This is a genomic window from Streptomyces oryzae (assembly GCF_017676365.1).
Taxonomy (GTDB): domain Bacteria; phylum Actinomycetota; class Actinomycetes; order Streptomycetales; family Streptomycetaceae; genus Streptomyces; species Streptomyces oryzae.
On sequence record NZ_JADKMA010000072.1, the window covers coordinates 1 to 24,622 of the forward strand.

Sequence of the window (24,622 nt, forward strand, 5' to 3'; positions counted from 1 at the left end):
GGGACACGGCGGATCGGGGGCGGCGTATCCGAACCCGGCCGCGCACCGCGACTTCCTCGCCGCCTTCGAACGGCGTACGGGCGTCCGGTTCGTGGAACTGCTCGTCCCGCCGCTGGCCGATACGGCCGCGAACGCCGTACGCCGCCCGGTCACCACCGGCTGGTGCACCGGCGACCCCAACACGCCGCTCTACTACGGACCCGCGCGGGAGGGCGGCCGCCCGGCCGCGGCCGGCCGGCGCAGCACGCCGCTGCCGCCCGTCCGGCATCTCCCTCTCGACCGGATCACGCTGCGCGTCGCGGAGGGCGCCGAGGGCGGGGAGGGCGCCGAGGGACGCGTTCTGATCGCGGAAGCCGACGGCGTACGGCTGCTGCCTGTGCACCACGCCACCCGTGCTCCCGTCCCGCCTTACGACCGGCTGCTGCGGCTGCTGGCCTCCGCCGGGCATCCGGCCACGACACGGATGGTGCGGCTGGACGGGCTGGCCGGGGCGTTCCCCGGGGCGGCGCGGGTGCCGCGGCTGACGGTGGGCGGGCTGCTGGTCGTCAGCCCCGCGCAGTGGCGGCTGCCACGCGCCGCGCTGTGGCGGGCCACGGATCCTGAGCCCGCCAAGGTGGCGGCCCTCGCCGCGCTGCGGCGGTCGGCCGGGCTGCCCCGGTTCGGCTATCTGCGCACCCGCCCGGGCGCCAAGCCGCTGCCCATGGACCTCGCGGCGCTGCCCGCGCTGCAGGCGATCGAGCGGCTGAGCCGGCCGGAGCCCGGCGCCGACCTGGTGTTCGAGGAAGCGCTGCCCGCACCGCACCAGGCGGCCGAACCCTTCGGCGTGGCAGCCCAGTTGCTGCTGCGCCTGCCGCACGACCGTACCCCCGAAGAGCTCGCAGAACGTGCTGCTGCCGCCTGGTGCGGCGCGGCAACCGGCCTCCCCGGCGCCTGTCCGCCGTCCGAAGGCGACGGCGGCGGCATGCCGGGGCGGACACCACACCATCACTGAACCGAACAGTGAACAGACAGTGCGCCGAACAGCGCACAGAAAGGAGGGGCTCGCCATGCCTCACACCACCACCCCGATGGCCGATCTCGACCTCGACACCCTCATCGACAGCCTCGACGCCCGGGTCACCGAGAGCGAACTGGCGGAGTCCTCGCTGAACGCCGACCACAGCCAGCTCTGCACGGTCATCATCTGCGGCACTGCGGTGATCTGCTGACCCGACCCGACCCGACCCGACCCGACCCGATCCGATCCGATCCGACTTGACCCGACCCGACCTGACCTGACCTGTACGGCTCCGCGGCCCGCAGCGGGCCGACGGTTGCCACGAGCCGCCCGGCACCCGGCCGGGCGGCTCCCCCTTCCCGGCCGGCCCGCGACAGACGGAGGTACCCGCATGACCCAGCACACTCTCACCGACGCCGGCATCCGTGCGGTGGCCCTGCGGGTCGCCGTCACCGCGCTCGACCGGTGGACCGACCGCGCCGGACGGGCCGCGGGGCAGCGCCCGCCCGACAAACCCCTCGGGGCTCTCCCCGAAGCGCCGCCCGAACATCCGGGTGACCCCGGAATCCCGGTACTCGCACGGCAGGTGGCCGCGGCAGGTGGCCCCGAGGCGGCGGCGGTCGCGGCCCGCGCCTGTGCCGTATGGGCCCGCGCGGCTGGCGGCGGACCCAGCCACCGGGGGCTGTACGACGGCGGGCTCGCCGGAACGCTGGTGGGGCTGCGGCAGTCGGCCGTACTGCACCCGGCGCTGCATCCGGTCGCCGACCGGCTGCGGGACCGGCTGCTGGACCAGCGCCTGGGTGGGCAAGTGCCCTACGGTGCCGTCACGTTCGCCGACTACGACCTCGTTCTCGGCCCGTCCGGGGTACTCCTCGCGCTGATCGCGGACCTGGGCCAGGCGCGGAGTACCCGGGAGAGAGCGGGCGGTGGGAGAGGCAAGCCGGTGACGGCCGTCGGCGACGTGCCCCGCGCGCCTCAGGGCTTCGGGAAGGGACTGACCGGTCCCCGTGCGAACGGAGGCGGCGGACGCGGCGGAGCCGGACCGGCAGTGTCCGGCCCGGCCGGTTCCGGCCCGGCCGATTCCGGACCGGCAGCGTACGCCGAGCACCTCGCAGCCCTCTGCGACCGCCCCGAACTCCCCGGGCTGCGCGCCCACTACCCCGGCCATCCGCTGCTGGGCTGGCTGCACGGGCGTATCAACACCGGTATGGGGCACGGCGTCGCGGGCGTCACGGCGGCGCTCAGCGCGGCCGTGCGGTGGCTGGGGCCGCGTCGCGAACTGACCGCCGCGCTCGCCCACACCTGCCGCTGGCTGGAGGCGGAGTCCTTCGAGGACGCACGCGACATCAGGACGTGGAACGGCTGCGGGGCCGACGGAGCACCACGGCTGCCCGGCGCGAACGCGCGTCAAGCGTGGTGCTACGGCACGCCGGGTGTCTCCTGGGCGCTGTGGGAGGCGGCCGACGTGCTCGCTGACAGCGCTGCGGCGGCCTGGGCGGCGGCCGCCTTCACCTCGCTGGCCGAAGGCTTCCACGAGGGCTATCACCTCTTCGGGGACCATCCAGGGGACCGGCTCGGTCTGTGCCACGGCGCCGCGGGCGTGCTGGCGATCGCCGACGCGCTGCACCGGCACGGGCAGCTGCCCGCCGCGACCGAGTTGCGGAGCCGGCTGCTGGACCATCTCGCCGCGCACGAGAACGAGTTGGCCACCCTCGCCGAACAGCGTTGCGGCCTGCTCAACGGCGCGGGCGGCGCCCTCGCCGCGATGCTCACTGCGACGGGCGGCAACCGCGCGTGGCTCCCCTGCCTGGGCCTTCGCTGAGACGCGCCCCGTCAGGGGCGCGGGGAACTGCGCGCGCAACCACAAACACACCCGCAGCCTGCAACGCACAACAAGAGGCACGCCCTCCCCAGCCGCGCTCAAGCGGGCCTCCACAGCCGCACTCTGTGCTGGCACCCGGCGCTTACGGGGAGGCCGGGTGGTGGCGACGCTCATAGAAGACTACGCACTGATCGGCGACATGCAGACCGCCGCACTGGTCGCGAGGGACGGCTCGGTCGACTGGCTGTGCCTCCCCCGCTTCGACTCCCCCGCGGTCTTCGCGGGCCTCCTCGGCACCGACGACCACGGCTTCTGGCGGCTGGCCCCGGCCGCCCGCGTACCCACCCGGCAACCCGCGTCCCGGCGCCGCTACCGGGGCGACTCACTCATCCTGGAGTCCGAGTGGGACACCCCCGAGGGCACCGTGCGGGTCACCGACTTCATGCCACCGCGCCGCAACGCGGCCCCGTGCCTGGTGCGGATCGTGGACGGCGTGCGGGGGCGGGTGCGGATGAGCTCCGCGCTGCGGATGCGGTTCAGCTACGGCCGCGTCGTGCCATGGGTACACCGCACAGCAGGTGCGCCGGTCCGCACCACAGGTGCGCCGGTCCGCACCGTCGCCGTCGCCGGGCCCGACTCGCTGTGGCTGGACACCGAGGCCGAGACGTACGGCAGCGATCTGACCACCCACGCCGACTTCACCGTCACCGCGGGCCAACGGGTCACGCTCGCCCTCAGCTGGCAGCCCTCGCACCTGGCCGCGCCGCCCCGGCCGGACGCGGACGAACTGCTGTGCGGCACCGAGCGGTTCTGGGCGGAGTGGACGGCACAGTGCAGCTACACCGGCCGCTGGCGGGAGGCCGTCGTCCGCTCCCTCATCACCCTCAAGGCTCTCACCCACGCGCCCACCGGCGGTATCGTCGCCGCGCCCACCACCTCGCTGCCCGAGGAGCTCGGCGGGGTGCGCAACTGGGACTACCGCTACACCTGGTTGCGGGACGCGGCCATCACACTCGGCGCACTGCTGCGCACCGGGTACCGAGAGGAGGCCCGGCGCTGGCGGGAGTGGCTGCTGCGGGCCGTCGCCGGTGACGCGCAGAACCTCCAGATCATGTACGGCGTCGCCGGGGAGCGGGAGCTGGCCGAGTCGGAACTGGCCTGGCTGCCCGGCTACGAGGGCTCCAGGCCGGTACGTATCGGCAACGGTGCGGCTGATCAGCTCCAACTGGACGTGTACGGCGAGGTCGTCGATGCGCTGTGGCTCGGCCAGACCTCAGGACTGACGCCCGACGTGCGCGACGACAGCACCCACATCCTCCAGATGAAACTGATGAACTACCTGGAGTCCAACTGGCGCGAGCCCGACGAGGGCATCTGGGAAGTCCGCGGTCCGCGACGGCACTTCACCCACTCCAAGGTGATGACATGGGTGGCCGCCGACCGTACGGTGCGGCGGCTGTCCCGGCTCGGCCTGGACGGGCCCGTGGCGCGGTGGCGTGCCCTGCGGGACGAGGTGCACCGCGAGGTGTGCGCCAAGGGGTACGACGCGGACCGCAACACCTTCACCCAGTCCTACGGCTCGCGGGAACTGGACGCCTCACTGCTGCTGATACCGCAGGTGGGTTTTCTGCCGCCGGACGACCCGCGGGTCGTCGGCACGGTGGAGGCGGTGCAGCGGGAGCTGTGCGAGGACGGGTTCGTACGCCGCTACCCCGTCGCCGTCGAAGGTGACGGCGCCGGGGACGGGCTCCCCGGCGGGGAGGGTGTCTTTCTCGCGTGCTCCTTCTGGCTGGCGCACGACCTCGCCCTCATCGGCCGCCCCGCGGAGGGCCGCCGGCTCTTCGAGCGCCTGCTGGCCCTCCGCAACGACCTCGGCCTCCTCGCGGAGGAGTGGGACACCGCACGCCGGCGCCTGGTCGGCAACTTCCCCCAAGCCTTCAGCCATGTCCCCCTGATCGACGCCGCGTTGCGCCTTCGGCGGGACTAGCAGTTCCGGGAAGGGGGCTGCCCCTTGTCCGCCGTTGCGGACTGCGGCTGGTTTGTGGTTGGTCGCGCAGTTCCCCGCGCCCCTGAATGGCTAACCCGCGAGCTTCGCGGTGCACTCCCGAGCCGTCCACGAGTGGGCGCACTCACGCTGGGGCCCAAGTCGGCCTACCCCGGGAGGCGTTGTGTTGCGCAAGGCATTATCAGCAGTGTGGAGGGCCCTCTCCACTTACGGTCTGATCTGGGTGACCCCGCACATCGACATGCGGGACCACAAAGGGTCCACGGCGAGTAAAGGGGGACTCGAGAGGACCGAGTCAAGCTCTGGCCAGAGATGACCCGTTCGCGGGTCGCCAACGGGGCTATGGGGGCGAAGATGGCTGTGCCCGAAAACTTCTCGGAACTCGCACTGCGGAGAATCCACGAGCGGCCCGAAGCGACCGCGTACCAGTTCGTCCGGGCGGGCCGGGACGGCGGGCACGGGCTCGAAGCCGACCCCCTCAGCTACGGCGAGCTGGGCACCCGCTCCCTGCGCCTGGCCGCCTGGCTCCAGGAACGCGGCTGCCACGGGCAGCGGGTGCTGATCCTGCACACCGACGGCGCGCAGTTCGTCACCAGCTTCCTCGGCTGTCTGCTCGCCGGAGCCGTGGCCGTTCCCGCCCCGCCGCCCAGCGGCGCCCGGCAGAACGTGGAGCGCGTCGCGAACATCATCAAGGACGCCTCCGTCAGCTATCTGATGACGGACTCGGCGAACGCCTCCTCCGTCTCCCAACTGCTGGCCACCATCGGCCACTCCGATGTCGTCTGCCTGGCCACCGACCGGGCGGCGGCCGCGGACGGCGGACCGGAGTGGCACGAACCCGGGCTGTTCCCGGACGACGTGGCCTACCTGCAGTACACCTCGGGATCGGTCAGCGACCCCAAGGGCGTCATGGTGACGCACCGCAACATGCTCGCCAACCAGGAGGCCATCCGGCAGGGGATGCGTACGACGGCCGACTCGGTGGTCGGCGGCTGGCTGCCGTTCCACCACGACATGGGCCTGGCCGGCCATCTGCTGCACCCGTTATGGCTGGGCAGCAGGGGCGTGCTGATGCCGCCGCTCAGCTTCGTCAAGCGCCCGGCCAACTGGCTGCGCATGGTCGACGACTACGGCATCACCACGGGCGGCGGCCCCAACCTCGGCTACGACCTGTGCCTGCGCCGCGTCACCGACGAACAGCTGACGGGTCTCGATCTCTCGCGCTGGACGACGGCCGTCAACGGGGCCGAGCCGGTGCGGCCCGAGACGATGGACGCGTTCGCCGAGCGGTTCGCCTGCACCGGGTTCCGCCGCTCGGCGTTCTACCCCTGCTACGGGCTGGCCGAGTCCACCCTGCTGGTCTCCGGGGGCACGCCCGGCACCCCGGCGCTGGAGCGCACCGTCGACGTGGGCGACCTGGAGCGCCACTCCCTGTGCGCGGCCCGCGCGGGCAGGCCGGGCCGCACCCTGGCCAGTTCGGGCATTCCGCGCGGCTGCGAGGTGCGGATCGTCGACCCGGAGTCCCACACGCAGCTGCCGGACGGGCGGGTCGGCGAGGTGTGGGTGCGCGGCGACAGCGTGGCGCACGGCTACTGGAACCGCCCGCTGGACAACGCGCACGCCTTCCGCGCCAGCACGGCGGACGGCGCCGAGGGGTTTCTGCGCACCGGGGACCTGGGCGCGCTGGACCACGGGGAGCTGTTCGTCACCGGACGGCTGAAGGACATCATGATCGTCGCCGGGCGGAATCTGTACCCGCAGGACATCGAACGCAGCGTGCAGCAGGTCAGCGCGCTGTTCGGCTCCGGAGCCGCGTTCTCCGTGGAGTCCGACCGCGACCACGTGGTCGTCGTCCAGGAGGTGCGCACCAGCCGCAACTACGACACCCAGCTGGCGTCACTGGCGGCTGACGTGCAGCAGTGTGTGGCCCGGGAGTTCGAGGTCGCGGCCGAGAACGTGCTGCTGGTGCGCCCCGGCACCGTACGCAGGACCACCAGCGGCAAGCTCCAGCGCCGCGCCATGCGGCAGATGTTCCTCGAGGGGCAGATCCAGCCGCTGCACGAGGTGGTCGCGCCCGAGGTGCGCAAGCTCGTCGACGCCGGAGCCGACGCCCGCGCGGGCAGCCGCCGCGGCGCCGGGGAGCGAGGGTGACGGTGCTGCCCGGGGAGTCCGCCGCGCGCCGGCCGCTGGCCGAACGGCTGGACGCCTGGCTCGGCGACCCCCACGACGCCGAAGGACCGCTCGGCTACGCCACCGCAGCCCGCGAGGACGCGGCCGAGGAGTTCCCCTCCGCGGCCTGCGCGGCGCTGGACAGCCTGGGCGTCCAGCACTACTACGTGCCGGCGCAGTACGGCGGCACCCTCACCTGCCTGCCGCAGCTGCTGGAGCTGGTCCGTACCCTCGCCCGGCGGGATCTGACCACGGCGGTGGGCCACGGCAAGACCTTTCTCGGCGCCGTGTGCATCTGGGTCGCCGAGGAGGGCGCCGGGGCAGCGCGGCTGGCGGAGCTGGTGCGTGCGGGGGAGCCGGTCTCGCTCGGGCTGACCGAACGCGCCCACGGCAGCGACCTGCTGGCCGGCGAGGTCGTCGCCGAGCCGACGCCCTGCGGTTACCGCATCACCGGCGAGAAGTGGCTCATCAACAACGCCACCCGCGGCCGGCTCGTCTGCCTGCTGGCCCGTACGGCACCCGAGGGCGGCCCGCGCGGCTTCAGCCTGCTGCTCGTCGACAAGGCGGAGCTGCCGGCCGGCACCTTCCGCACCCTGCCCAAGGTGCCCACGCTCGGCATCCGGGGCGCCGACATCAGCGGCATCTCCTTCGACGGGGCGCCGGTGGGCCGCGACTGCCTGGTGGGCCGGGAGGGCGAGGGGCCCGAAACCGTACTGAAGGCGCTCCAGATCACCCGCTCGCTGTGCACGGCGCTCTCGCTGGGCGCAGCCGACCACGGGCTGCGGCTCGCCCACGCCTTCGCCGCCGAACGGGAGCTGTACGGGCGGCGGATGCTGGATCTGCCGCTGGTGCGGCGGACGCTGGCGGAGTGCTACGGCGATCTGCTGGCCGCCGAGGCGCTCAGCACGGTCGCGGCGCGCAGCATCCACACCCTCCCCGAGGAGCTGAGCGTCACCTCGGCCGTCGCCAAGTATCTGGTGCCCACGATGGTGGACCGGCTGCTGCTGCGGCTGCGCGGGGTCCTGGGGGCGCGTGCGTTCCTGGCCGACTACCACGCGCACGGGCGGTTCCAGAAGCTGGAGCGCGACCACCGCATCGTGGGCATCTTCGACGGCAACACCATGGTGAACCTGTACGCGCTCACCGCCCAGTTCCGCACGCTGGCCCGCGAGTTCACCGCCCGCGCCGCGCGGCCGGACCGGGAGGCCGGCACCTTCTCCCTGGGGGGCGGGCTGCCTCAGCTGCGGCCTGACCGGCTGAGGTTGCTGGCCCGGCACGGCAGCTCGCTGATGGCCTCGCTGCCGGGGAACACGGCGGCTCTGGAGCGCGCCGCCGCCGGGGACGCGCGGCTGGAGCCCGCGGCTCGCTCCGCACGCACCCTGACGTCCGCCTGCGGGGAGCTGCACGCCCGGATGGGTGCGGCCCGGCTGCTGCCCGGCGGGGCGCCCGCCGAGAGCTTCGAGCTGGCGCGCGGCTACAGCAACTGCTTCGCCGCCGCCTGCGCGGTGGGGCTGTGGCGGCACAACAGCCAGGCGTCGCCGCTGTGGCTCCATGCGGTCCTGGACCGGCTCTCGAGCGCGCTGGAGGAGGCTGTACCAGGCAGTACAGGGCCGCTGCCGCGGCCCTGGGGGGTGGAGGAGGAGGCGCGGCAGCCGCTGTACGAGCGGCTGCTGGAACGGATGGCCGCACAGTACGCGGCGGGGGAGCTGTTCTCGTTGCTCCCGTGCCGCATAGCAGAGGGACCGCCATGCTGACGCCGGCCGAGGGCACTGAGAGCACCTGGCAAGCCACCGGTGACGGGGCCGAAGAGGAGCTCCGCATCCAGCACCGGATCGCCGACCTGGAACGCCGCTTCGGCGATCCGTACGACCCGGACAACCCGCTGGGAATCACCGCGCTGCTCGACGCCGACGAGCGAGGCGAGCTGCTCGCCGAGGCCGAGGACGTACTGGCCGGCTTCCAGCTGAACGCCGAGTTCGTGCCGCGCGAGTGGGGCGGCAGGCTGGAGCGGGTCGACACCATGGGCCGGGTGCTGCGGGCCGTCTTCCGCAGGGACGCCAGCCTGGGGCTCGGCTACGGCGCCACCTCCTTCCTCGCCGCGATCGCCGTATGGGCGGCCGGCACCGGGGAGCAGCGCCGCCGGGTGGCCGAACTGCTGCTGGGCGGCGGGCGGCTGGCCATCGCGTACCACGAGCTGGCGCACGGCAACGACTTCGTACGCAACGAGTTCCGCGCCACTCCCACCGCCGACGGCGGCTTCCTGCTCGACGGCGTCAAGCAGGTCATCAACAACGTCGTACGCGCCGAGGCGCTGGTCCTCTTCAGCCGCACCGACGACGCGGCGGGCAGCCGCAGCCACTCCGTGCTGCTGGTCGAGAAAGACCGGCTCCCGGAGGGGCGTCTGCGCTATCTGCCGCGCTACGCGACCGTCGGCGTACGCGGCTGCCAGAACGCCGGCATCGAGTTCACCGGCTGCCCCGTGCCGGGCGACGCGCTCGTCGGGGAGCTGGGTGACGGTGTGGAACTGGCGCTGCGCTCCTTCCAGATCACCCGCAGCGTCGTACCGTCGATGATCCTGGGCGGCGGCGACACCGCGCTGCGCACGGCGGTGAGCTTCGCGCTGAACCGGCAGCTGTACCAGCGCTCGGTGCTGGAGATCCCGCACGCCCGCGCCACCCTGGTCGGCGCCTTCACCGATCTGCTGATCTGCGACTGCCTGGCGCTGGCCGCCACCCGCGCGGTGCATCTGCTGCCCGCCGAGACCAGCGTGTACGCGGCGGCCGTGAAGTATCTGCTGCCCAAGCTGCTGACGGAGACTACTTACGACCTGTCCGTCGTGCTGGGCGCCAACTTCTATGTGCGCGGCGGCGAATACGGCGCCTTCCAGAAGCATGTGCGGGACCTGCCGATGATCAGCCTGGGCCACGCCGGCACCGCGGCCTGCCAGGCGACGATCATCCCGCAGCTGCCCCGGCTGGCCCGCACCGCCTGGTTCACAGGGCCACCCGCGCCCGACGGTCTCTTCCGGATCCGCGGCCCGCTGCCGCCGCTGGACCCCGCGCGGCTGGAGCTGGTGGCGACGGCCGACGGGCTGGCGTGCTCGCTGGCCGGGGCCGCCGACGAACTGGCCGACGCGTACGGCGAGCGCACCGGCGGGTACGGCGAGGCATTGGCGGCGCTGGCCGGCGAGCTGGAGGCGGAGCTGCGCGGCCTCCAGGAGGAGTGCGCCGCCATGCCGGCCAAGGACCGCACCGTACTGGCCTCGCCCCGCGCCTACGCGGGCGCCGACCGCTACGCGCTGCTCCTCGCGGCGGCGGCCTGTCTGGGCGTGTGGCGCAACCAGCGCCCCGCCCGCGGCCCGGACGGGGAGCAGGACCCGCACGCCGCCTCGACGGACTTCCTCGCCTCCCCGGTGTGGCTGACCGTCGCACTGACCAGGATCGCCAAGCGGCTCGGCCGCCCGCTGCCCAAGCTGCCCGCCGACTGGGAGGAACACCTGCTGGACGAGGTGCTGTCGCGGTACCACGAGGCCCGCAGCTACGACCTGTACGACACCCCGCTCGCCGGCTGAGGCGCAGGACGAGCAGCAGGACGAGGAGCATGCCATGGTGCCGCAACCGATCGGAGCTCACGTCCCCGAACCGCCGGGGCGCCGTGCGCCGCTGGGGGAGCGGGAGTTCGCGCGCTGGCTGACCGGCCGGCTGGCGGAGTTCCTGGGCCGCAGCGCCGAGGACATCGACCCGCGGACGCCGTTCGCGGAGTACGGCCTGGACTCGGTGGCCGCGCTGAGCCTCTACGGCGACATCGAGGACGAGTTCGCGCTCTACCTGGAGCCCACCGTCGCCTGGGACCACCCCACCGTCGAGGCACTGGCCCGCTGCCTCGCCGACGAGTACGCGCGCAGCGGCGGCCCCGCACGCGCCGACGGATCAGCGGAGGTGTGACGATGCCGCGCCCCGACCCGGCAACCGGCCCGGCAACCGGCCCGGCGCCGCAGCCGAGTTCGCGTGCCGTCGCCGTCGTCGGCCTGGACTGTGCCTTTCCCGGGGCACCGGACCCGGCCGCGTACTGGCGGCTGCTGAACGGCACGGCGCACGCCGTCGGCAGCCCGCCGCCGTCCCGGTTCCGCGCCGGGGCCAAGGGCGCGTTCCTCGCCGACGCCGACGCCTTCGACCCCGGCTTCCTCGGCATCTCACCAGCCGAGGCCAGCGCGATGGACCCGCAGCAGCGGCTGCTGCTCCAGTGCGCCTGGCGGGCCGTCGAGGACTGCGGGGTGCCGCCGCACGAGCTGGCGGGCAGCCGCACCGGGACCTACGTCGGTGCGATGTCCGACGACTGGGCACGGCTGTCGCTGGCCGACCCCGCGGGCATCACCCCCCGCACCGGCACCGGCAGCGGGCGCTCGATGCTCGCCAACCGGCTCGCCTACCAGCTCGATCTGCGCGGCCCCAGCCTCACCGTGGACACCGCCTGCTCCTCGTCGCTGGTGGCCGTGCACCTGGCCTGCAACGCGCTGCTGACCGACGAGTGCGACCTGGCGCTGGCCTGCGGCGTCAACGTCGTCATCGGCACCGCGCTGGACCGGATCTACCAGCAGGCCGGTCTCGCAGCCGCCGACCAACGCTGCAAGCCGTTCGCCGCCGAGGCCGACGGCATCGGACGCGGCGAGGGCGTGGGCGTGGTGGCGCTGCGCAGGCTGGACGAGGCGGTACGGCACGGCGACCCGGTGTACGCGGTCGTCCACGGCAGCGCCGTCAACCAGGACGGGCGCAGCAACGGCATCATGGCGCCGCACCGCGCGGCCCAGCGGGAGGTGGTCACCGCCGCGCGGCTGCGCGCGGGAGCCGAGCCGGGCCAGATCCGCTACGTCGAGGCCCACGGCACCGGCACCGCGCTCGGCGACCTGATCGAAGTGCTCGCCCTCGACGACGCGCTGGGCGCCCGCCAGTGCCCGCGCAGCACGCCGCTCGCGCTCGGCTCGGTCAAGGCCGCCATCGGCCACACGGAGGGTGCAGCGGGTATGGCGGGCCTGGTCAAAGCGGTACTGGCACTGCACCACGGCACCGTGCCGCCCGGGCCATGGGCGGGCACCGAGAACGGCCAACTGAGACTGTCCACCCGGCAGATGGAGCTGGTGACCGAACCGCTCCAGCTGGCCGCCGAGGGGCCGGACTGCCGCGTCGGCGTCTCCAGCTTCGGCATGGGCGGCACCAACGCGCACCTCGTACTCGGCCCGGCCCCGCACACACCCCCCGGCGACGAACCGGCATCCGAGTCGGCGCCCGGCGTCTTCACCCTCTCCGCCGACACCCCCGAGGCGCTGCGCGACAACCTCCGCGTCCAGGCGGCGGCAGCCGAGGCGACCGCCGCCCGGGACCTGGCGGCGCTGTGCCGTACGAGCAACCGCGTGCGCTCCGCACAGCCGTGCCGGTTCGCCGTGGTGGCCGACACCCCGGGGGAGCTGGCCGAGGAGCTGGGGACGGCGGCCGGTTCGATGCCGGAACCGGTGGTCGCCGCCGAGGAACCCATGGTGGCCTTCGCGTTCACCGGGCAGGGCGCGCAGTACCCCGGGATGACGGCCGCGCTGTACGCGGGATCGCCGCTCTACCGCGGCTTCCTCCAGGACGCCTCGGCCGCGCTGCGCCCCTGGACCGGGGAGCCGGTGCACGAGCTGATCCTGGACGGCAGCGAGCGCGTGCACCGTACCGGCGTCACCCAGCCCGCGCTGTTCGCCGTGGAGTACGCGCTGGCCAGAACCCTGACCGAGCTGGGCGTGCGCCCGTGCGCGGTGATCGGGCACAGCATCGGCGAGTTCGCCGCCGCGGTGATCGCCGGCGGGCTGGAGCTGTCCGAAGCGGCCCGCCTGGTGGCCCGGCGCGGTGCGCTGATGGAGGCGCTGCCCGAGGGCGGCGGCATGCTCGCCACCCGGGCCCGCGCGCGGGAGGCGCGGGCGCTTGCCGAGGACGAGCCGCTGTGCGCGGTCGCCGCCGTCAACGCCCCAGGCGCCACCGTGCTCTCCGGCGACTTGGCCGGCCTCACCCGGATCCGGGAGCGGCTGGAGCGGGGCGGTTTCGGCTGCACCCCGCTGACGGTCTCGCACGCCTTCCACTCGCCGCTGATGGAACCGATGCTGGACGCCTTCGCCGAGGCGGCCGACGGCGTGACCGGGACGCCGCCGCTGATCCCGTTCCACTCCACCGTGCACGGCGGACAGCTGCCCGAGGGCACCGCGCTGGACGCCGCATACTGGACGGCGCAGATTCCGGCGACCGTACGGTTCGAGGAGGCCGTCGGCTCGCTGTGCGCCGAACCGCCCACCCACATCGTGGAGATCGGCCCCAAACCGGTGCTGACGGGCCTGCTGCGCCGGATCACCACCGCGCGCGGGATCGCTGCGCTGGCTCCCTTCGGGGATGTCCGCCAGCTCGTTGAAGTGGTGGCCCGCCTGTACCAGGACGGCCTCGACCCCGAATGGGACCGGCTCTACGCCGAGGCGGACCGCCGCACCGTACGCATGCAACCGCACGTCTTCGCCACGCGCTGGCGGTCCTGGCTTCAATCAGCGCACCCGGCGAAGAGGGCCGTCCGGTACGAGTTGCGCCCCGAAGGGGCGCGGGGAACGGCTCCCCCAAGCTCTTCGAGCAGGGAGGTACCCCCACAAGCCACAACCAACCCGCAGCCCGCAACCAACACCCAGGGGCACCCCCTCCCCGGGATCCGGGCCGTCGTGGCCGAGATCACCGGCGGGACACCCACAGCGCTGGACGAGAGCGTGCGCTTCTACGACGACCTGGGCTTCGACTCCGTCATGCTCATGGAGCTCAAGTACCGCCTGGAGGCCCGCTTTCCGGAACTGGGCGAACTGTCCATGCCCGAGATGCTCCCCAGCCTGGTGAGCATCGGCACCCTCGCCGCCTATCTCCGCGGCCTGCTGACACCGGCGGCCGTGTGATGGCGGGCACCCCCTCCACGTATCTGCTGGGCACCGGCACCGCCCTCCCCGGCGAGCCGGTCGGCAACGACCGGCTCTCGCACCGGCTCGGCATCCCCTCCGCATGGGTGGAGACGTTCATCGGCACCAGGACCCGGCACTTCGCGGTGGACCTGGACACCGGCAGGGCCCGCTGGACCCTGGAGGACCTGTGCACCGACGCGGCCGACCGTGCGCTGGCCGACGCCGGCGCCGAGCCGTCCGAGATCGGTTTCATCGTGCTGGCGACGGCCACCCCGGACGCCCTGATGCCCACCAACGCCGCGCTGCTGGCCGACCGGCTCGGCATCGAGGGCGCCGCCGCCTACCAGCTGCAGTCCGGCTGCGGGGGCGCCGTACAGGCGTTCGCCGTGGCCCGGGCCATGCTGTCGGCCGGCGAGTCCGCACTGGGCCTGGTGGTCGGCGGCGACGTGTGCAGCAAACACCTGGACCTGGCCCAGGACTTCCGGGAACTGCCGCCGGGCGCGCTGGTCAACTACGTACTGTTCGGCGACGGCGCCGGCGCCGCCGTGGTCAGCGGCACACCGCGCCCCGGCACCCGCGCGGTGCTCACCCATCTCGAACACCGGCTGGCGGGCCCGGGACTGCCGCCGGGACAGCGCGTCGAGTGGTTCGGCGCCGCCGATCTGCGGGCCGGAGGTCTGCCGCGTCCGGCCGTGACGGAGGACTACAAGGCGGTGGAGCAGCGGGTTCCGGTGCTGGCCCGCGAGCTGCGCGACACGCTGCTCACCGCCTCGGGATGGCGCCCCGAGTCCGTCGACTACCTCCTTCCGCCGCAGCTCAGTGGCCGGATGACCGAGCGGATCACGAGTGAGCTGGGCCAGGGATTCGAGTGGGAGGCGGTCTCCTGTGTCGCGGAGACCGGCAACAACGGCAACGCGCTGGTCTTCCTCCAGCTCGATCGCCTGCTGCCCCGCCTCACCCCGGCACAGCGCGCGTTGACGCTGGCCGTCGAGTCCAGCAAATGGATCCGGGCCGGCTTCACCGTGGAAGCACCGCGAGAGGCACCCGATGCGTGAGGGGACCGGGTGCGAGCAGACGGGAGAGGAGGGGAGGCGACGGGATGCGCACCGTCGAAGAACTGATCGAACTCGCCAATACGCACCTCGGAACGGCGCTCGCGGCCACCGACGCGGAAGCGGAGCTGACCGAGCTGGCCGAGTGGGACTCCGTCCACCTGCTGCGGCTGGTCGCGCTGCTGGAGCAGGAGCTGGGCCGGCCGGTGGCGGTGGACGCCGTACTCCGGGCACGCAGCCTGCGCGACATCTGGGCCGTGGCGGTGGGCACATGACCGCGCGCGCCCCGGCCGTCCGGCAGGCACTGCCGGGCACGCCCGCGGTGAACTCGCCGGGTCACCGTGCGGCGGACGTACTCGACGGCGTGGTGACACGCCTGGAGGGCTGGCATGGCGATCACCTTGGGCCCCGCGGCGGACGAGCGGACGGCGGAGACCTTCGCCCGGCCGGTGCGGGTGAGCGGACCGGAGGGACCCTGGGAGCGGGTCCGTGAGGCCGTCGAGCGCCACGGCAGCGTCATCGTGCACGCGCGGTTGGCGCAGTGGCTGCCCGACGATCTGGAGGACCCGCGGCTGCGGCCGCTGCTGGGCCCGGACCACGCCCGCTTCCGGAAGATGACCCACCCGCAGGTGCGGGCCCGCTTCGTGGCGTCCCGGCTGCTGCTCAAACATGTGGCGTGCGCGGTCATCGAGGCGGCCCCCGAGACCGTCGAGCTGGCGTACAAGCCCGGCGGACGCCCCTATCTGCGCGGCCTCGACCAGATCGACATCAGCCTCAGCCACACCGAGGACCTGCTGCTCGTAGGGCTCACCCGACGCGGCTGGATCGGGGTGGACGCGGAGGCCAAGGACCGCCCGATGCTGGGCCTGGGCACCGAGAACCAGGTCTGTACGCCGTACGAGCGCCGCACCCTGGCGCAGATCGCCGAGGAGCGGCGCAACGCCGCGCTGGTGCGGCTGTGGACGCTGAAGGAGGCGTACAGCAAGGCCATCGGACAGGGCATGCGGTTCCGCTTCACCGAGTTCGGCTTCAGCCCGCAGGACCGCAACGTGCAGGTGCTGCGGCCCGACGGCGCGCCCGGCACCGGCGCGGAATGGGCGTTCCACACCTGTCTGATCGACCGTGCCTACACCGTCAGCGTCGCCCTCTTCGACGCGGGCTTCGGCGATACGGACGACACGGCGGCGGCCACGATGCTGGATGCGGGCCTCATAGCGGCACTGGTGGACGGGACGGGGGAGGGCGACCGTGGCGAGTGAGAAGCCCCGAGAGGGCGACGCCGGCACGCGCGCGCTGAGCGCCGACGTATGCGTGGTCGGCGGCGGACCCGGCGGCCGCGCCCTGGCACTGGCGCTGACCCGGCTGGGCTGCGACGTCGTCCTGCTGGAGAAGCGGAACCCGGCCCGCGGCACGGGCCCCGCCTTCCGGGGCGAGTCCCTCTCACCCGACGGGGTGCGGCTGCTGGCCGGACTCGGCGTCTGGGAGCGGGTGCGGGAGGCCGCGCACCGGGTGGACCGGCTGGAGATCGAGGACGCGGGCCACCGGGTGCTCGGCGTACGGTTCGCCGACTTCCCCTACCGCTACCGGCACCCCGTGGAGCTCGCCCAGCCCACCCTGCTGGCGGCGCTCGCCGAGCCGACGGGCTCGCAGCCGGGCACCTGCACCGTGCTGGAACCCGCCACGGTGGTCGGCCTGCTGGTGGAGGGCCCGGCGGTGACGGGCGTACGGGCGAGCACACCGGGCGGGACGGTGCGGATCAGCGCGGCGCTGACCGTCGGCGCTGACGGCCGCTTCAGCGCCGTACGACGGCTGAGCGGGCTGGCCGAACGGGCGCGGCAGCTGCCGCTGGAGCGGGACGTGGTGTGGCTGAAGCTGCCCACCCCCGCCGGCTGGGACCGGCGCGCCTACCGGGTGCGGATCGCCGGCGGCAGCCACGGTCTGTTCCTGCCCAGTACGGACGGCACGGTCAGGGTCGGCCTCAACATCCCCAAGGGCGGACTGCGGGAGCTGCGCGCCGGCGGCCTCGGCCTGCTGCACACCCGGCTCGCCCAACTGGCCCCGGAAGCGGCCGAGTCGGCCCGCGAGGGGGTGCGCAACTGGTCGGACACCGCGCTGCTGGACATCTTCACCACCGAGGTGCCGCGCTGGTCGGCGCCCGGCGTCGTCCTGCTCGGCGACGCGGCGCACACCCTCTCGCCCGTCCTCGGCCAGGGCGTCAACCACGCGCTGGCCGACGCCGTCGAGCTGGCGCCACTGGTCGCCGAGGCGCTGAGCCGCGACCGGCGGGCCCGCAACCGTGCCCTCACCACGGCCCTCCAGCTCTTCCAGCGCCGCCGGGAGCCGGACGTACGCCGCTCGCGCGCCCTCCAGCTGCGGCAGGAGCGGATGTTCACCCTGACCTCGCCCCCCGCCACCGCGCTGCGCCGCACCCTCTACCGCGCCCTGGACGCCAGCCCAGCGCTGCGGCGCCGGGTGCTGGCCCCGGCCTACTTCCCCGGCCAGAGCCCGAGCGCACCGCCGGAAGCGGCGCACAGCAGCCCGAGCGAGGTGACACCCGCATGAGCGGCACTGGAGCACTGTCCACCGGAGCGCCGTCGCTCGCCGAACTCCGCGCGCTCGCACCGTTGCACGCCCGCGCCCAGGGCATCCCGGCCGCCCGCTGCCGCGCCGTGCTCTCCCGTATCCGTACGGCACACGGCGACGGCGCCGACTCCTGGCCCGCTGTCTGGAGCCACGCCGGGGACGCGCTCGCCGCCCGCGGCCGCCATCTGGACGCCGCCCGCCACTACGCGCTGGCCCGCTTTCCCTCGGTGGACGGGGCGGCGCGCGAGCGGGCTCAGCGGCTGTGCGTCCGCTCCTTCGACCACTGGCGGTCCACCTACCCCGGAATCGGCCGCATCGAAGTCCAACTCCCCCACCTTCCCGGCAAGTTCACGGCGTGGACGGCCGGCCTCTCCCGGCCGTCGCCCAGGCCGCTGATCCTGGTGTGCGGCGGCATCGTCTCCGTCAAGGAGCAGTGGGCACCGCTGCTGGCCCGCGCCACGGCACTGGGCTGCGCCGTCGCCGTCACGGAGTTGCCCGGCGTGGGCGAGAACACCCTGCCCTACGACGCCGCAGCGCCCGCCATGGTCGGCGCGCTCCTCGACCGGCTCGCGGACCGCGCCGACGTCGGCCGCACCCACGCCGTCGCCCTCAGCTTCGGCGGCCATCTCGCGCTGCGGGCCGCGCTGACGGACCGCCGCCTGGTGGGCGTCTCCACGGTGGGCGCCCCCGTACGGCACTTCTTCCGCGACCGCAACTGGCACAGCGGGCTCCCCGCGACGACGGTCCACACGCTGACGCGGCTCACCGGCAACCCGCCGGCCGAGCTGGCGGAGTGGGCGCTGACCCCGGACGAGCTGGACCGGCTGACGCCGCTGCCCGTCACCTACGTCGCCGCGCTGCGGGACGACATCGTCCCGCTCAGCGACGCCGCGGCCCTGGCCCGGAACCCAGCCGCGCGGCGGCGGTTCCTGATGGTCGACGACGAGCACGGCGCCCCCGCCCATCTGGCCCGCGTCCGCCCGCTGCTGCTCGGCTCCGCGCTGCGCGACCTGGGCGTCCACCCGGTCCGCCGCACGGCACTGGGCGCCGCCGCCGGACTGCTCGGGACGCGCCGGGCCGGCGCCCGGGGGAGGGTACGGACATGAACGGCTGGAGCTGGCACAGCTCTTGGGGGCGGGCCTTCAGCGGCACCGTCGGCGCGGTGGCGCTCTGCGCGGGCGCACGGCTGGGCGGGCCCCGCAGCCGCACGCTGTGGACCTGCGCGGTCGCTCCCGACCTCGCCCTCCTCTACGGGATCACCTCCGCCCGCACCGCCTTCGACCCCCTCCCGCGCCATGCGGTCCGCCCCTACAACGTGCTGCACTCCCCGGGCGTCCCACTTGTGCTTTTCGGTGCCGCCCGCATGCTGGCCAGCCGGACGATGGCCGTCGCCGCGTGCGGCTGGGCGGCGCACATCGCGGTGGACCGCGCCTTCGGCTACGGCCCGCGTGCGTCGGACGGCTCGCGGCTCTAGCTGTTGCGCCGCCTCACAGCGAGCAGGTGTGAGCTGGCGGCCAGCAACTCCGGATAGGGCTCGGCCATCCTCGCTGCCGTCAGCGCCGACTCGAACAGTCGGTTGATGCCTGCGGCGGCGACCAGTCCGCCGGGCCGCACCTGCTCGGCAACAAGCCAGAGGTCGGCGTGATCAAGCCGACCTCTATCCCATGCCGGAAACACATTCGAAAGGAGAGCTCTCTCTGGATAAGGTCACTTTTCGACCGCAGAGTCTGACTTCGAGGGGGAGAGGTGCGGATTAAGTGCAGCGTTCCGGTAGGGCTGGCTGCTGCATTCGTGTTCACGGGCATGACAGCTCAGGCTTCCGCCGCAGAGCCAACGGTGAGCAGCGAACCGAGCACCGTTGCCTCCGATGACTCGGTTCAGGCGTCGTCCTACGGCAGGTCGCCCATCAATTTCTTCACCACCCATGGTGACGACGCCCACGTGACCCGGGGTGAGGTGTCCGTTCATGGATGGTGGACCAAACAGAGCGGCCCTGCCAAGAAGGCCAAAGTCACGGTGTGGCTCCAGGCGCACAAACGATCGAAATGGAAGACCGTGGCGAAGGGTGTCCGGACCGTTAAGCCGGGGACCAGTAAGCGGGCCAATGCCCGGAAGAAGTGCAAGAACAGAACTACGAAGGTCAGGTTCCGCACGAAGGTCGATGTCGACATCATCGGTTACGCCGACTCACCTCGGCAGCTCACCACAAAGGGCGTCACACGGCGTTGCAAGGTGTGAAAGAAGCGAAATCCAAACCGGAGCAGAACAACGTCGGGCGTGGAGGCAAGGGTGAGGCGCACACGATCGCCACATGGCAGGGCGGCGAGGGAGAGCACGAGGGCGGAGATGTTTCTCGGCCTGCACGGGGTCGTGAATGTCGATGCCGCTGTGATCGAGCACTGGCACCAGGACGATGTGGCAGAGGTGGACGATGGCATCAACGGTCTGGTGATCAGTCGCGCCGACGCATATGGCTGGCCCTCGGTCCACTCCAGCGACGGTATGCCGCCCGGGCGCCGGTGGTGGCATCTGGAGGCGGGCGGTGACTGGCAGAATCCAGGCCGGCAAACGGAGATGGCCTGGTGCCAGATTGACGTGGCTCCCCAGTCGCCTGGGTACCGTCTGCCCTTCGTGCCACTCACCGCGCTCCTGTCCGACGCACTGAGTGCCGTCGGCACCTACCGCCTCACCGGCCTCCACGCTCTCGTGCCCATGGAAGCAGCGGTCGATGCCCGCGCAGCCCTCGCCTCCATGGTCGAGTGGCAGGAGCTGACCGCTTTCCGGCAGCCCGAACGCGCTGTGCGGGTCCGCCTGGAAGGGCTCCCGGACTCGGTACGGGCCGATGCGCTTGCGGCGACAGCGCAGGACCTCGCCCACGGGCACCTCTCGTGCCGTCCCAGGGCAGAGGCCGACGCCGATACCCTCATCGAAGGGGTCACCACCCGGCCCACCGGCCACGAGCGTCTGCAGGAAGTCTCCAGCGGCGACCACTGCCTGAGCTTCGACTGCACCGTACAAGGGTGGAGCGCGGATACCGCAGCCTGGCTGGCCGAACTCTTCACCGAGGCACTGCGGCAGTCACGCGCGGCGAAGGCCGGCGTGCTGCTCACTGTGGGCACCTGAGACCACGGGAGACCCGCCCACCGCCAAGTCTGTCCACGCGCCCCTCTGTCCAGGGCGAGGTGCTGGATCCCGCTCGTCCCCGCCGGGCTCAACCGGGCAGGGCATGTACAACGGCGGCGGGGGCTTCGCCTGGCCCGACCTGTGCATACCGGTAGGACTTCCGGCCCTGCGTATGGGCGGCGCTTCTCGGCCGGAGGGAGGCTCCGTAAGCTGACGCCGATGATTACCAGCATTGTCTTCGACGTGGGCGAGACCCTCACACGCGACGACCGATACTGGGGCAGGTGGGCCGACTGGCTCGGCGTCCCTCGCCATACGCTTTCCGCTCTGGTCGGAGCCGTTGTCGCTCAGGGGCGGGACAACGCCGACGCCATCCGATTGCTGCGCCCCGGCATGGACATTGCCGCGGAGCGGGCAGCCATGGAGGCAGCGGGCGCCGGCGAGATCCTGGACGATTCGGACCTGTACAGCGATGTACGCCCCGGCCTTACGGCCCTTCGGGCTGCCGGCTACCGGGTGCACATCGCCGGGAACCAGACCGCCCGCGCAGGCCAACTGCTGCGGAACCTCGACCTTCCGGCCGACACGATCTCCACCTCCGGCGAATGGGGGTGCGCCAAGCCCGACGCCGCCTTCTTCGAGCGTGTCCTGGCCACGGCGGGCAGTGAACCGGCCGCCACTTTGTATGTGGGCGACCACCCGGCACGAGATGTGGGTCCAGCAGCCGATGTGGGACTGCGGACCTGTCTGCTGCGCCGTGGCCCCTGGGGGCACCTATGGGCGGACACGGCTGACCCGGCACCGGACTTTCGCATCGACAGCATTCTCGACTTGCCCAAGGTACTGACTTCTTAGGCGTATTCCCCTTAGAAGACGCAGCCCGGCGCGGCACCGGTATTACCGTTCTCTGTGCCTGCACACAACGGAGTCAGCTATGTCTGTAGGTCCGCGCTGCGGAGTCGGGGAATGTATTGCTGCCGCTCGCCGAATCGCCCGTATGACGCAGAAAGAACTGGCGGATGCAGCAGGTGTCTCGTACAGCATGGTGCGAGCCGTCGAGCGGGGTGCCAGGATGCCCGGGGCCTCCGTTCTCGATGCGATCGCAGCCGCGTTGAGCGTCGATCCGGCCCGACTGCTGGGAGACCGGGGTCATACCGACTCCCGCGTGCACGACGAGATTCCTGAGATTTCTCGAGTGATCGCAGCGTATGACCTGCCGCAGGACGGCCCGGCGCGTCCACTCGACGAGTTGCGCGCCACCGTCTTCGAGGCAGTCGACTGGCGTGTGGGAGGCCAATATTTACGCATTGCCCGCAAGATGCCAGGGCTACTGGACTTGTCGGCGCGGCTGGTGGAACTCATGAGATGGGCCGCGCCCTCAGCAGAGGACCCGCTCCTCGATGCGGCTGTAGCTTATGTGCGCACTGAGACGTTCTTCGCCGCCCGAGCCCACGAACCGGGGCTTCGCGCGTTGGAACAAGCCCTGGACACTGCACCTCAGGCACCCGGAGTCACGACGATTGCCGTACGCGGGGCGCTCCACATGCGTGCAGCGGTCATCGCGGGTCGTGCACGGCGCGAGGATGCAGCGATGCTGCACATGGGCGAGGCTCGCCGCTGCGGTGACGCTGTGCCCGAACGGGTTTACTACGGCACCGCATTCGGCCCTTCATCGGCTCGCGCACACGAAGTATCCCTGGCCGTAAGTCTCGGTGGCCGGCATCTTCGACGGGCACTGGACATCGCGAACGAATGGGCTCCACGCGCGATCTGCCCGCCGAACGACGATCCGGCTTCTACATCGAAGTAGGCCATGCTCAACTTTGGTCCGGCCTGGTGGACGACGCGTTCGAGTCGCTGAAGGCGGCGCGGAGGATCGCGCCGCAGCACGCACGCGATCACCGGTGGGTTCGTGAGGACATCGCCACACTACGGCGGTTGAAGCGAGCTCGCCGGGAAGATCTTTCCAGCTACGCGGATTGGTGTCGCGCGGTATGACCCGGTAGCCACTGCCACAGCGTGTAGTAGTTGTGGCCGTTCCTGCGACGCAACATCTGTGTGTCCGAAACCGACGCATAGATGGGCTGCGGAATGCTCCACGACACGTCATTGAAGGGCGCCGCACGAGCGGCTGTCATTATCGCCCGCCTCCGCAGCGAGGCTGCATAGTGTCCGGCGGGGTGTGGACGTGACCGCAATGCCATCTGAGGCCGCGACCACCGCAGCCCGGCGCGGCACCTGGTACGGGACCTGCCCCCGCTGCAGGAAACCCCTCGTCCCGAGCAGCACCACCGACGACAAGGGCCGTGTCGTCAGCATCCGCTGCCGCTGTCCGTCGATGTCGCCGAGCCGGGAGACGTGAGATGACACCTGACTCCCCGGCCACCCCCTCGCCCGGCGACCGGGAGCAGCTGCCCTGCGGATACTGCCAGCAGGTCCGCGACATGATCGCCTTGGCCAAGAACCGGGACGAGACTGAACTGGCGCACGTACTCACCGACGTGCTGGTGCTGCACCGGAGCGAGAAGCACGCAGGACCACGGCTGGTGAGGTGCGCCTGATCACGGCGTGCCGTCCCCCTGGCCGCCATCCCGACGGAAGGAGGTGAAGGCGATGACGAGGATGCCGCGAACCCGGCATGCCCCCCCCGGGGCGGGAGGTACGTCCCGCAGGGGGTCACCCCCACGCAACCGGCAGCTCCGTGAGGCGGTTGACCAGCAGGCCCGTGTGCATGGTGACCGTCTCGGGGGGCACGGCGAGCCGCATGGTGGGGAAGCGGTCGGCGAGGATGCGGAGGGCGAGGGCGAGCTCGGTGCGGGCGAGCGGGGCGCCCAGGCAGTAGTGGGGGCCGTGGCCGAAGGCCAGCTGCGGCGGCTGGGCGGGGTCGGCGGCGCGGTCCGGAACGAAGCGGTCCGCGTCGGGGAAGCGGGCGCCGTCCCGGTTCGCCGAGCAGATCGAGGCGATCACCGCGCTGTTGGCGGGCAGTACCCGCCCCGCGATCTCGACCGGTTCCGTGGTGACCCGCAGCGGCCCTCCGTCGCCGATCGGGTTGATCCGCAGCAGCTCCTCGACCAGTGCGGCCAGCTCCTCCTCACCGTCCGGCACCAGGGCCAGCCGGTCCGGCTGCCGCAGCAGGGTGAAGACGGAGGTGCCCAGCACACCGACCGTGGTCTCGTGCCCGGCGACGAGCAACGTCATGGCGAGGGTGAGCAGTTCGTGCTCGCTCAGCCCGCCCTCCTCGTCGCGTACTGCCACCAGCGCGCTGAGCAGGTCCTCGCCCGGCTCCCGGCGCTTGTCCGCCACCAGGTCCCGCAAATAGCCCAGCAGCGCCTGTTTGTGCCGCAGCATCTCCTCGGGCGTGTGCGCACTCAGCGACAGCACGGCGTCCGACCAGGTGCGGAAGCGTTCCCGGTCCGCGTAGGGGACGCCGAGCAGTTCGCAGATGACGGCCACCGGGAAGGGGAAGGCGAAGGCCGCGTTGAGATCGGCCCGGCCGCCTTGTGCCGCCATCGAGTCGGCCAGTTCGCCCGCCAGTTCGGCGATCCGGGGCCGCATGGCCGCAACCCGGCGCGGGGTGAAGGCCCGCGCTGCCAGGGCGCGCAGCCGGGTGTGTTCGGGCGGGTCCATGGTGAACAGACCGCCCGCGTCGAACGGGACGGCCGTCAGCTTCGGCGCCTCGGGCCGTACGGTCGCGGCCCGTGAGCAGCGCGGGTCCGCGAGCACGGCCCGTACGTCGTCGTAGCGGCTGACCAGGTGCCCGGTGTCGCCGCTCGGCAGGGTGACCTCGGCGACCGGCTCCTCGGCGCGGAGTACGGCGTAGGCGTCGGGCACCTCGGTTGCCGAGCGACGGGGTGGGGGATAGGCGGGGGCAGCGGCGCGGGTGGCGGAATCCTGGGCCATGTACGCACTGTTCAAC

General features: G+C 72.6%; 21 protein-coding genes and 1 pseudogene. 20 read left to right on the forward strand and 2 right to left on the reverse strand.

Annotation, left to right across the window (positions count from 1 at the left end; all coding sequences use genetic code 11):
• From ITI46_RS15935 to ITI46_RS16005, 15 genes are all read left to right on the forward strand, one after another.
• A partial coding sequence (locus tag ITI46_RS15935) for a lantibiotic dehydratase (protein WP_209240215.1) occupies positions 1–991 on the forward strand: 991 nt, incomplete at its 5' end.
• Positions 992–1,046: 55 nt separating this feature from the next.
• On the forward strand, positions 1,047–1,208 hold the full coding sequence (locus ITI46_RS15940; protein WP_209240216.1) for a hypothetical protein: 162 nt from the start codon (positions 1,047–1,049) through the stop codon (positions 1,206–1,208).
• A gap of 180 nt (positions 1,209–1,388) precedes the next feature.
• Complete coding sequence (locus ITI46_RS15945) at positions 1,389–2,819, forward strand: lanthionine synthetase LanC family protein (protein ID WP_209240217.1); 1,431 nt, start codon at positions 1,389–1,391, stop codon at positions 2,817–2,819.
• 160 nt (positions 2,820–2,979) lie between these two features.
• Complete coding sequence (locus tag ITI46_RS15950; RefSeq protein ID WP_209240218.1) at positions 2,980–4,806, forward strand: glycoside hydrolase family 15 protein; 1,827 nt, start codon at positions 2,980–2,982, stop codon at positions 4,804–4,806.
• Positions 4,807–5,178: 372 nt separating this feature from the next.
• Positions 5,179–6,975 carry a fatty acyl-AMP ligase gene (locus ITI46_RS15955; protein ID WP_209240219.1) on the forward strand — a complete coding sequence of 599 codons (1,797 nt, stop codon included), beginning with the start codon at positions 5,179–5,181 and terminating at the stop codon, positions 6,973–6,975.
• Positions 6,972–8,747 carry an acyl-CoA dehydrogenase family protein gene (locus tag ITI46_RS15960; protein WP_209240220.1) on the forward strand — a complete coding sequence of 592 codons (1,776 nt, stop codon included), beginning with the start codon at positions 6,972–6,974 and terminating at the stop codon, positions 8,745–8,747. Before ITI46_RS15955 ends, ITI46_RS15960 begins: the two co-directional genes overlap by 4 nt.
• Entirely contained in the window at positions 8,741–10,564 is a 1,824-nt protein-coding gene (locus ITI46_RS15965) for an acyl-CoA dehydrogenase family protein (protein WP_209240221.1), read from the forward strand. Before ITI46_RS15960 ends, ITI46_RS15965 begins: the two co-directional genes overlap by 7 nt.
• Before the next feature lie 34 nt (positions 10,565–10,598).
• Positions 10,599–10,937 (forward strand): acyl carrier protein, encoded by a 339-nt coding sequence (locus tag ITI46_RS15970; RefSeq protein WP_209240222.1) that lies wholly within the window; start codon positions 10,599–10,601, stop codon positions 10,935–10,937.
• Between the two features lie 2 nt (positions 10,938–10,939).
• Positions 10,940–13,945 (forward strand): type I polyketide synthase, encoded by a 3,006-nt coding sequence (locus ITI46_RS15975; RefSeq protein WP_209240223.1) that lies wholly within the window; start codon positions 10,940–10,942, stop codon positions 13,943–13,945.
• Complete coding sequence (locus ITI46_RS15980) at positions 13,945–15,003, forward strand: 3-oxoacyl-ACP synthase III family protein (RefSeq protein WP_209240224.1); 1,059 nt, start codon at positions 13,945–13,947, stop codon at positions 15,001–15,003. Before ITI46_RS15975 ends, ITI46_RS15980 begins: the two co-directional genes overlap by 1 nt.
• 44 nt (positions 15,004–15,047) lie before the next feature.
• Positions 15,048–15,275: an acyl carrier protein gene (locus tag ITI46_RS15985; protein ID WP_209240225.1), complete on the forward strand. Its 228-nt coding sequence runs from the start codon at positions 15,048–15,050 to the stop codon at positions 15,273–15,275.
• Between the two features lie 114 nt (positions 15,276–15,389).
• Positions 15,390–16,259: a 4'-phosphopantetheinyl transferase superfamily protein gene (locus ITI46_RS15990; protein ID WP_209240226.1), complete on the forward strand. Its 870-nt coding sequence runs from the start codon at positions 15,390–15,392 to the stop codon at positions 16,257–16,259.
• Positions 16,249–17,562, forward strand: a complete 1,314-nt coding sequence (locus ITI46_RS15995; RefSeq protein ID WP_209240227.1) for an FAD-dependent monooxygenase — start codon at positions 16,249–16,251, stop codon at positions 17,560–17,562. Before ITI46_RS15990 ends, ITI46_RS15995 begins: the two co-directional genes overlap by 11 nt.
• Positions 17,559–18,689 (forward strand): alpha/beta hydrolase, encoded by a 1,131-nt coding sequence (locus tag ITI46_RS16000; protein WP_209240228.1) that lies wholly within the window; start codon positions 17,559–17,561, stop codon positions 18,687–18,689. The genes ITI46_RS15995 and ITI46_RS16000 overlap by 4 nt, the downstream gene beginning before the upstream one ends.
• Positions 18,686–19,057: a DUF4260 family protein gene (locus tag ITI46_RS16005; protein ID WP_209240229.1), complete on the forward strand. Its 372-nt coding sequence runs from the start codon at positions 18,686–18,688 to the stop codon at positions 19,055–19,057. Before ITI46_RS16000 ends, ITI46_RS16005 begins: the two co-directional genes overlap by 4 nt.
• Here the strand turns inward: ITI46_RS16005 and ITI46_RS34835 are convergent.
• Positions 19,054–19,155: pseudogene (locus tag ITI46_RS34835) on the reverse strand (SAM-dependent methyltransferase); the annotation flags it as partial. The gene ITI46_RS16005 and the pseudogene ITI46_RS34835 overlap by 4 nt on opposite strands.
• Before the next feature lie 264 nt (positions 19,156–19,419).
• Between ITI46_RS34835 and ITI46_RS16010 the strand changes: the two are divergent.
• From ITI46_RS16010 to ITI46_RS16030, 5 genes are all read left to right on the forward strand, one after another.
• Positions 19,420–19,821 (forward strand): hypothetical protein, encoded by a 402-nt coding sequence (locus ITI46_RS16010; protein WP_209240230.1) that lies wholly within the window; start codon positions 19,420–19,422, stop codon positions 19,819–19,821.
• 108 nt (positions 19,822–19,929) lie between these two features.
• The gene (locus tag ITI46_RS16015; RefSeq protein WP_209240231.1) at positions 19,930–20,706 is read left to right on the forward strand and encodes a hypothetical protein; all 777 of its coding nucleotides are present in this window, start codon (positions 19,930–19,932) and stop codon (positions 20,704–20,706) included.
• Positions 20,707–20,925: 219 nt separating this feature from the next.
• Positions 20,926–21,561: an HAD family hydrolase gene (locus ITI46_RS16020; RefSeq protein WP_209240232.1), complete on the forward strand. Its 636-nt coding sequence runs from the start codon at positions 20,926–20,928 to the stop codon at positions 21,559–21,561.
• A gap of 142 nt (positions 21,562–21,703) precedes the next feature.
• Positions 21,704–22,516 carry a helix-turn-helix domain-containing protein gene (locus ITI46_RS16025; RefSeq protein WP_307808192.1) on the forward strand — a complete coding sequence of 271 codons (813 nt, stop codon included), beginning with the start codon at positions 21,704–21,706 and terminating at the stop codon, positions 22,514–22,516.
• A gap of 553 nt (positions 22,517–23,069) precedes the next feature.
• Positions 23,070–23,267: a hypothetical protein gene (locus ITI46_RS16030; protein ID WP_209240233.1), complete on the forward strand. Its 198-nt coding sequence runs from the start codon at positions 23,070–23,072 to the stop codon at positions 23,265–23,267.
• 115 nt (positions 23,268–23,382) lie between these two features.
• On the opposite strand, the gene ITI46_RS16035 is transcribed toward ITI46_RS16030, so the two are convergent.
• Positions 23,383–24,606, reverse strand: a complete 1,224-nt coding sequence (locus tag ITI46_RS16035; protein WP_209240234.1) for a cytochrome P450 — start codon at positions 24,604–24,606, stop codon at positions 23,383–23,385.
• Positions 24,607–24,622 lie beyond the last annotated feature (16 nt).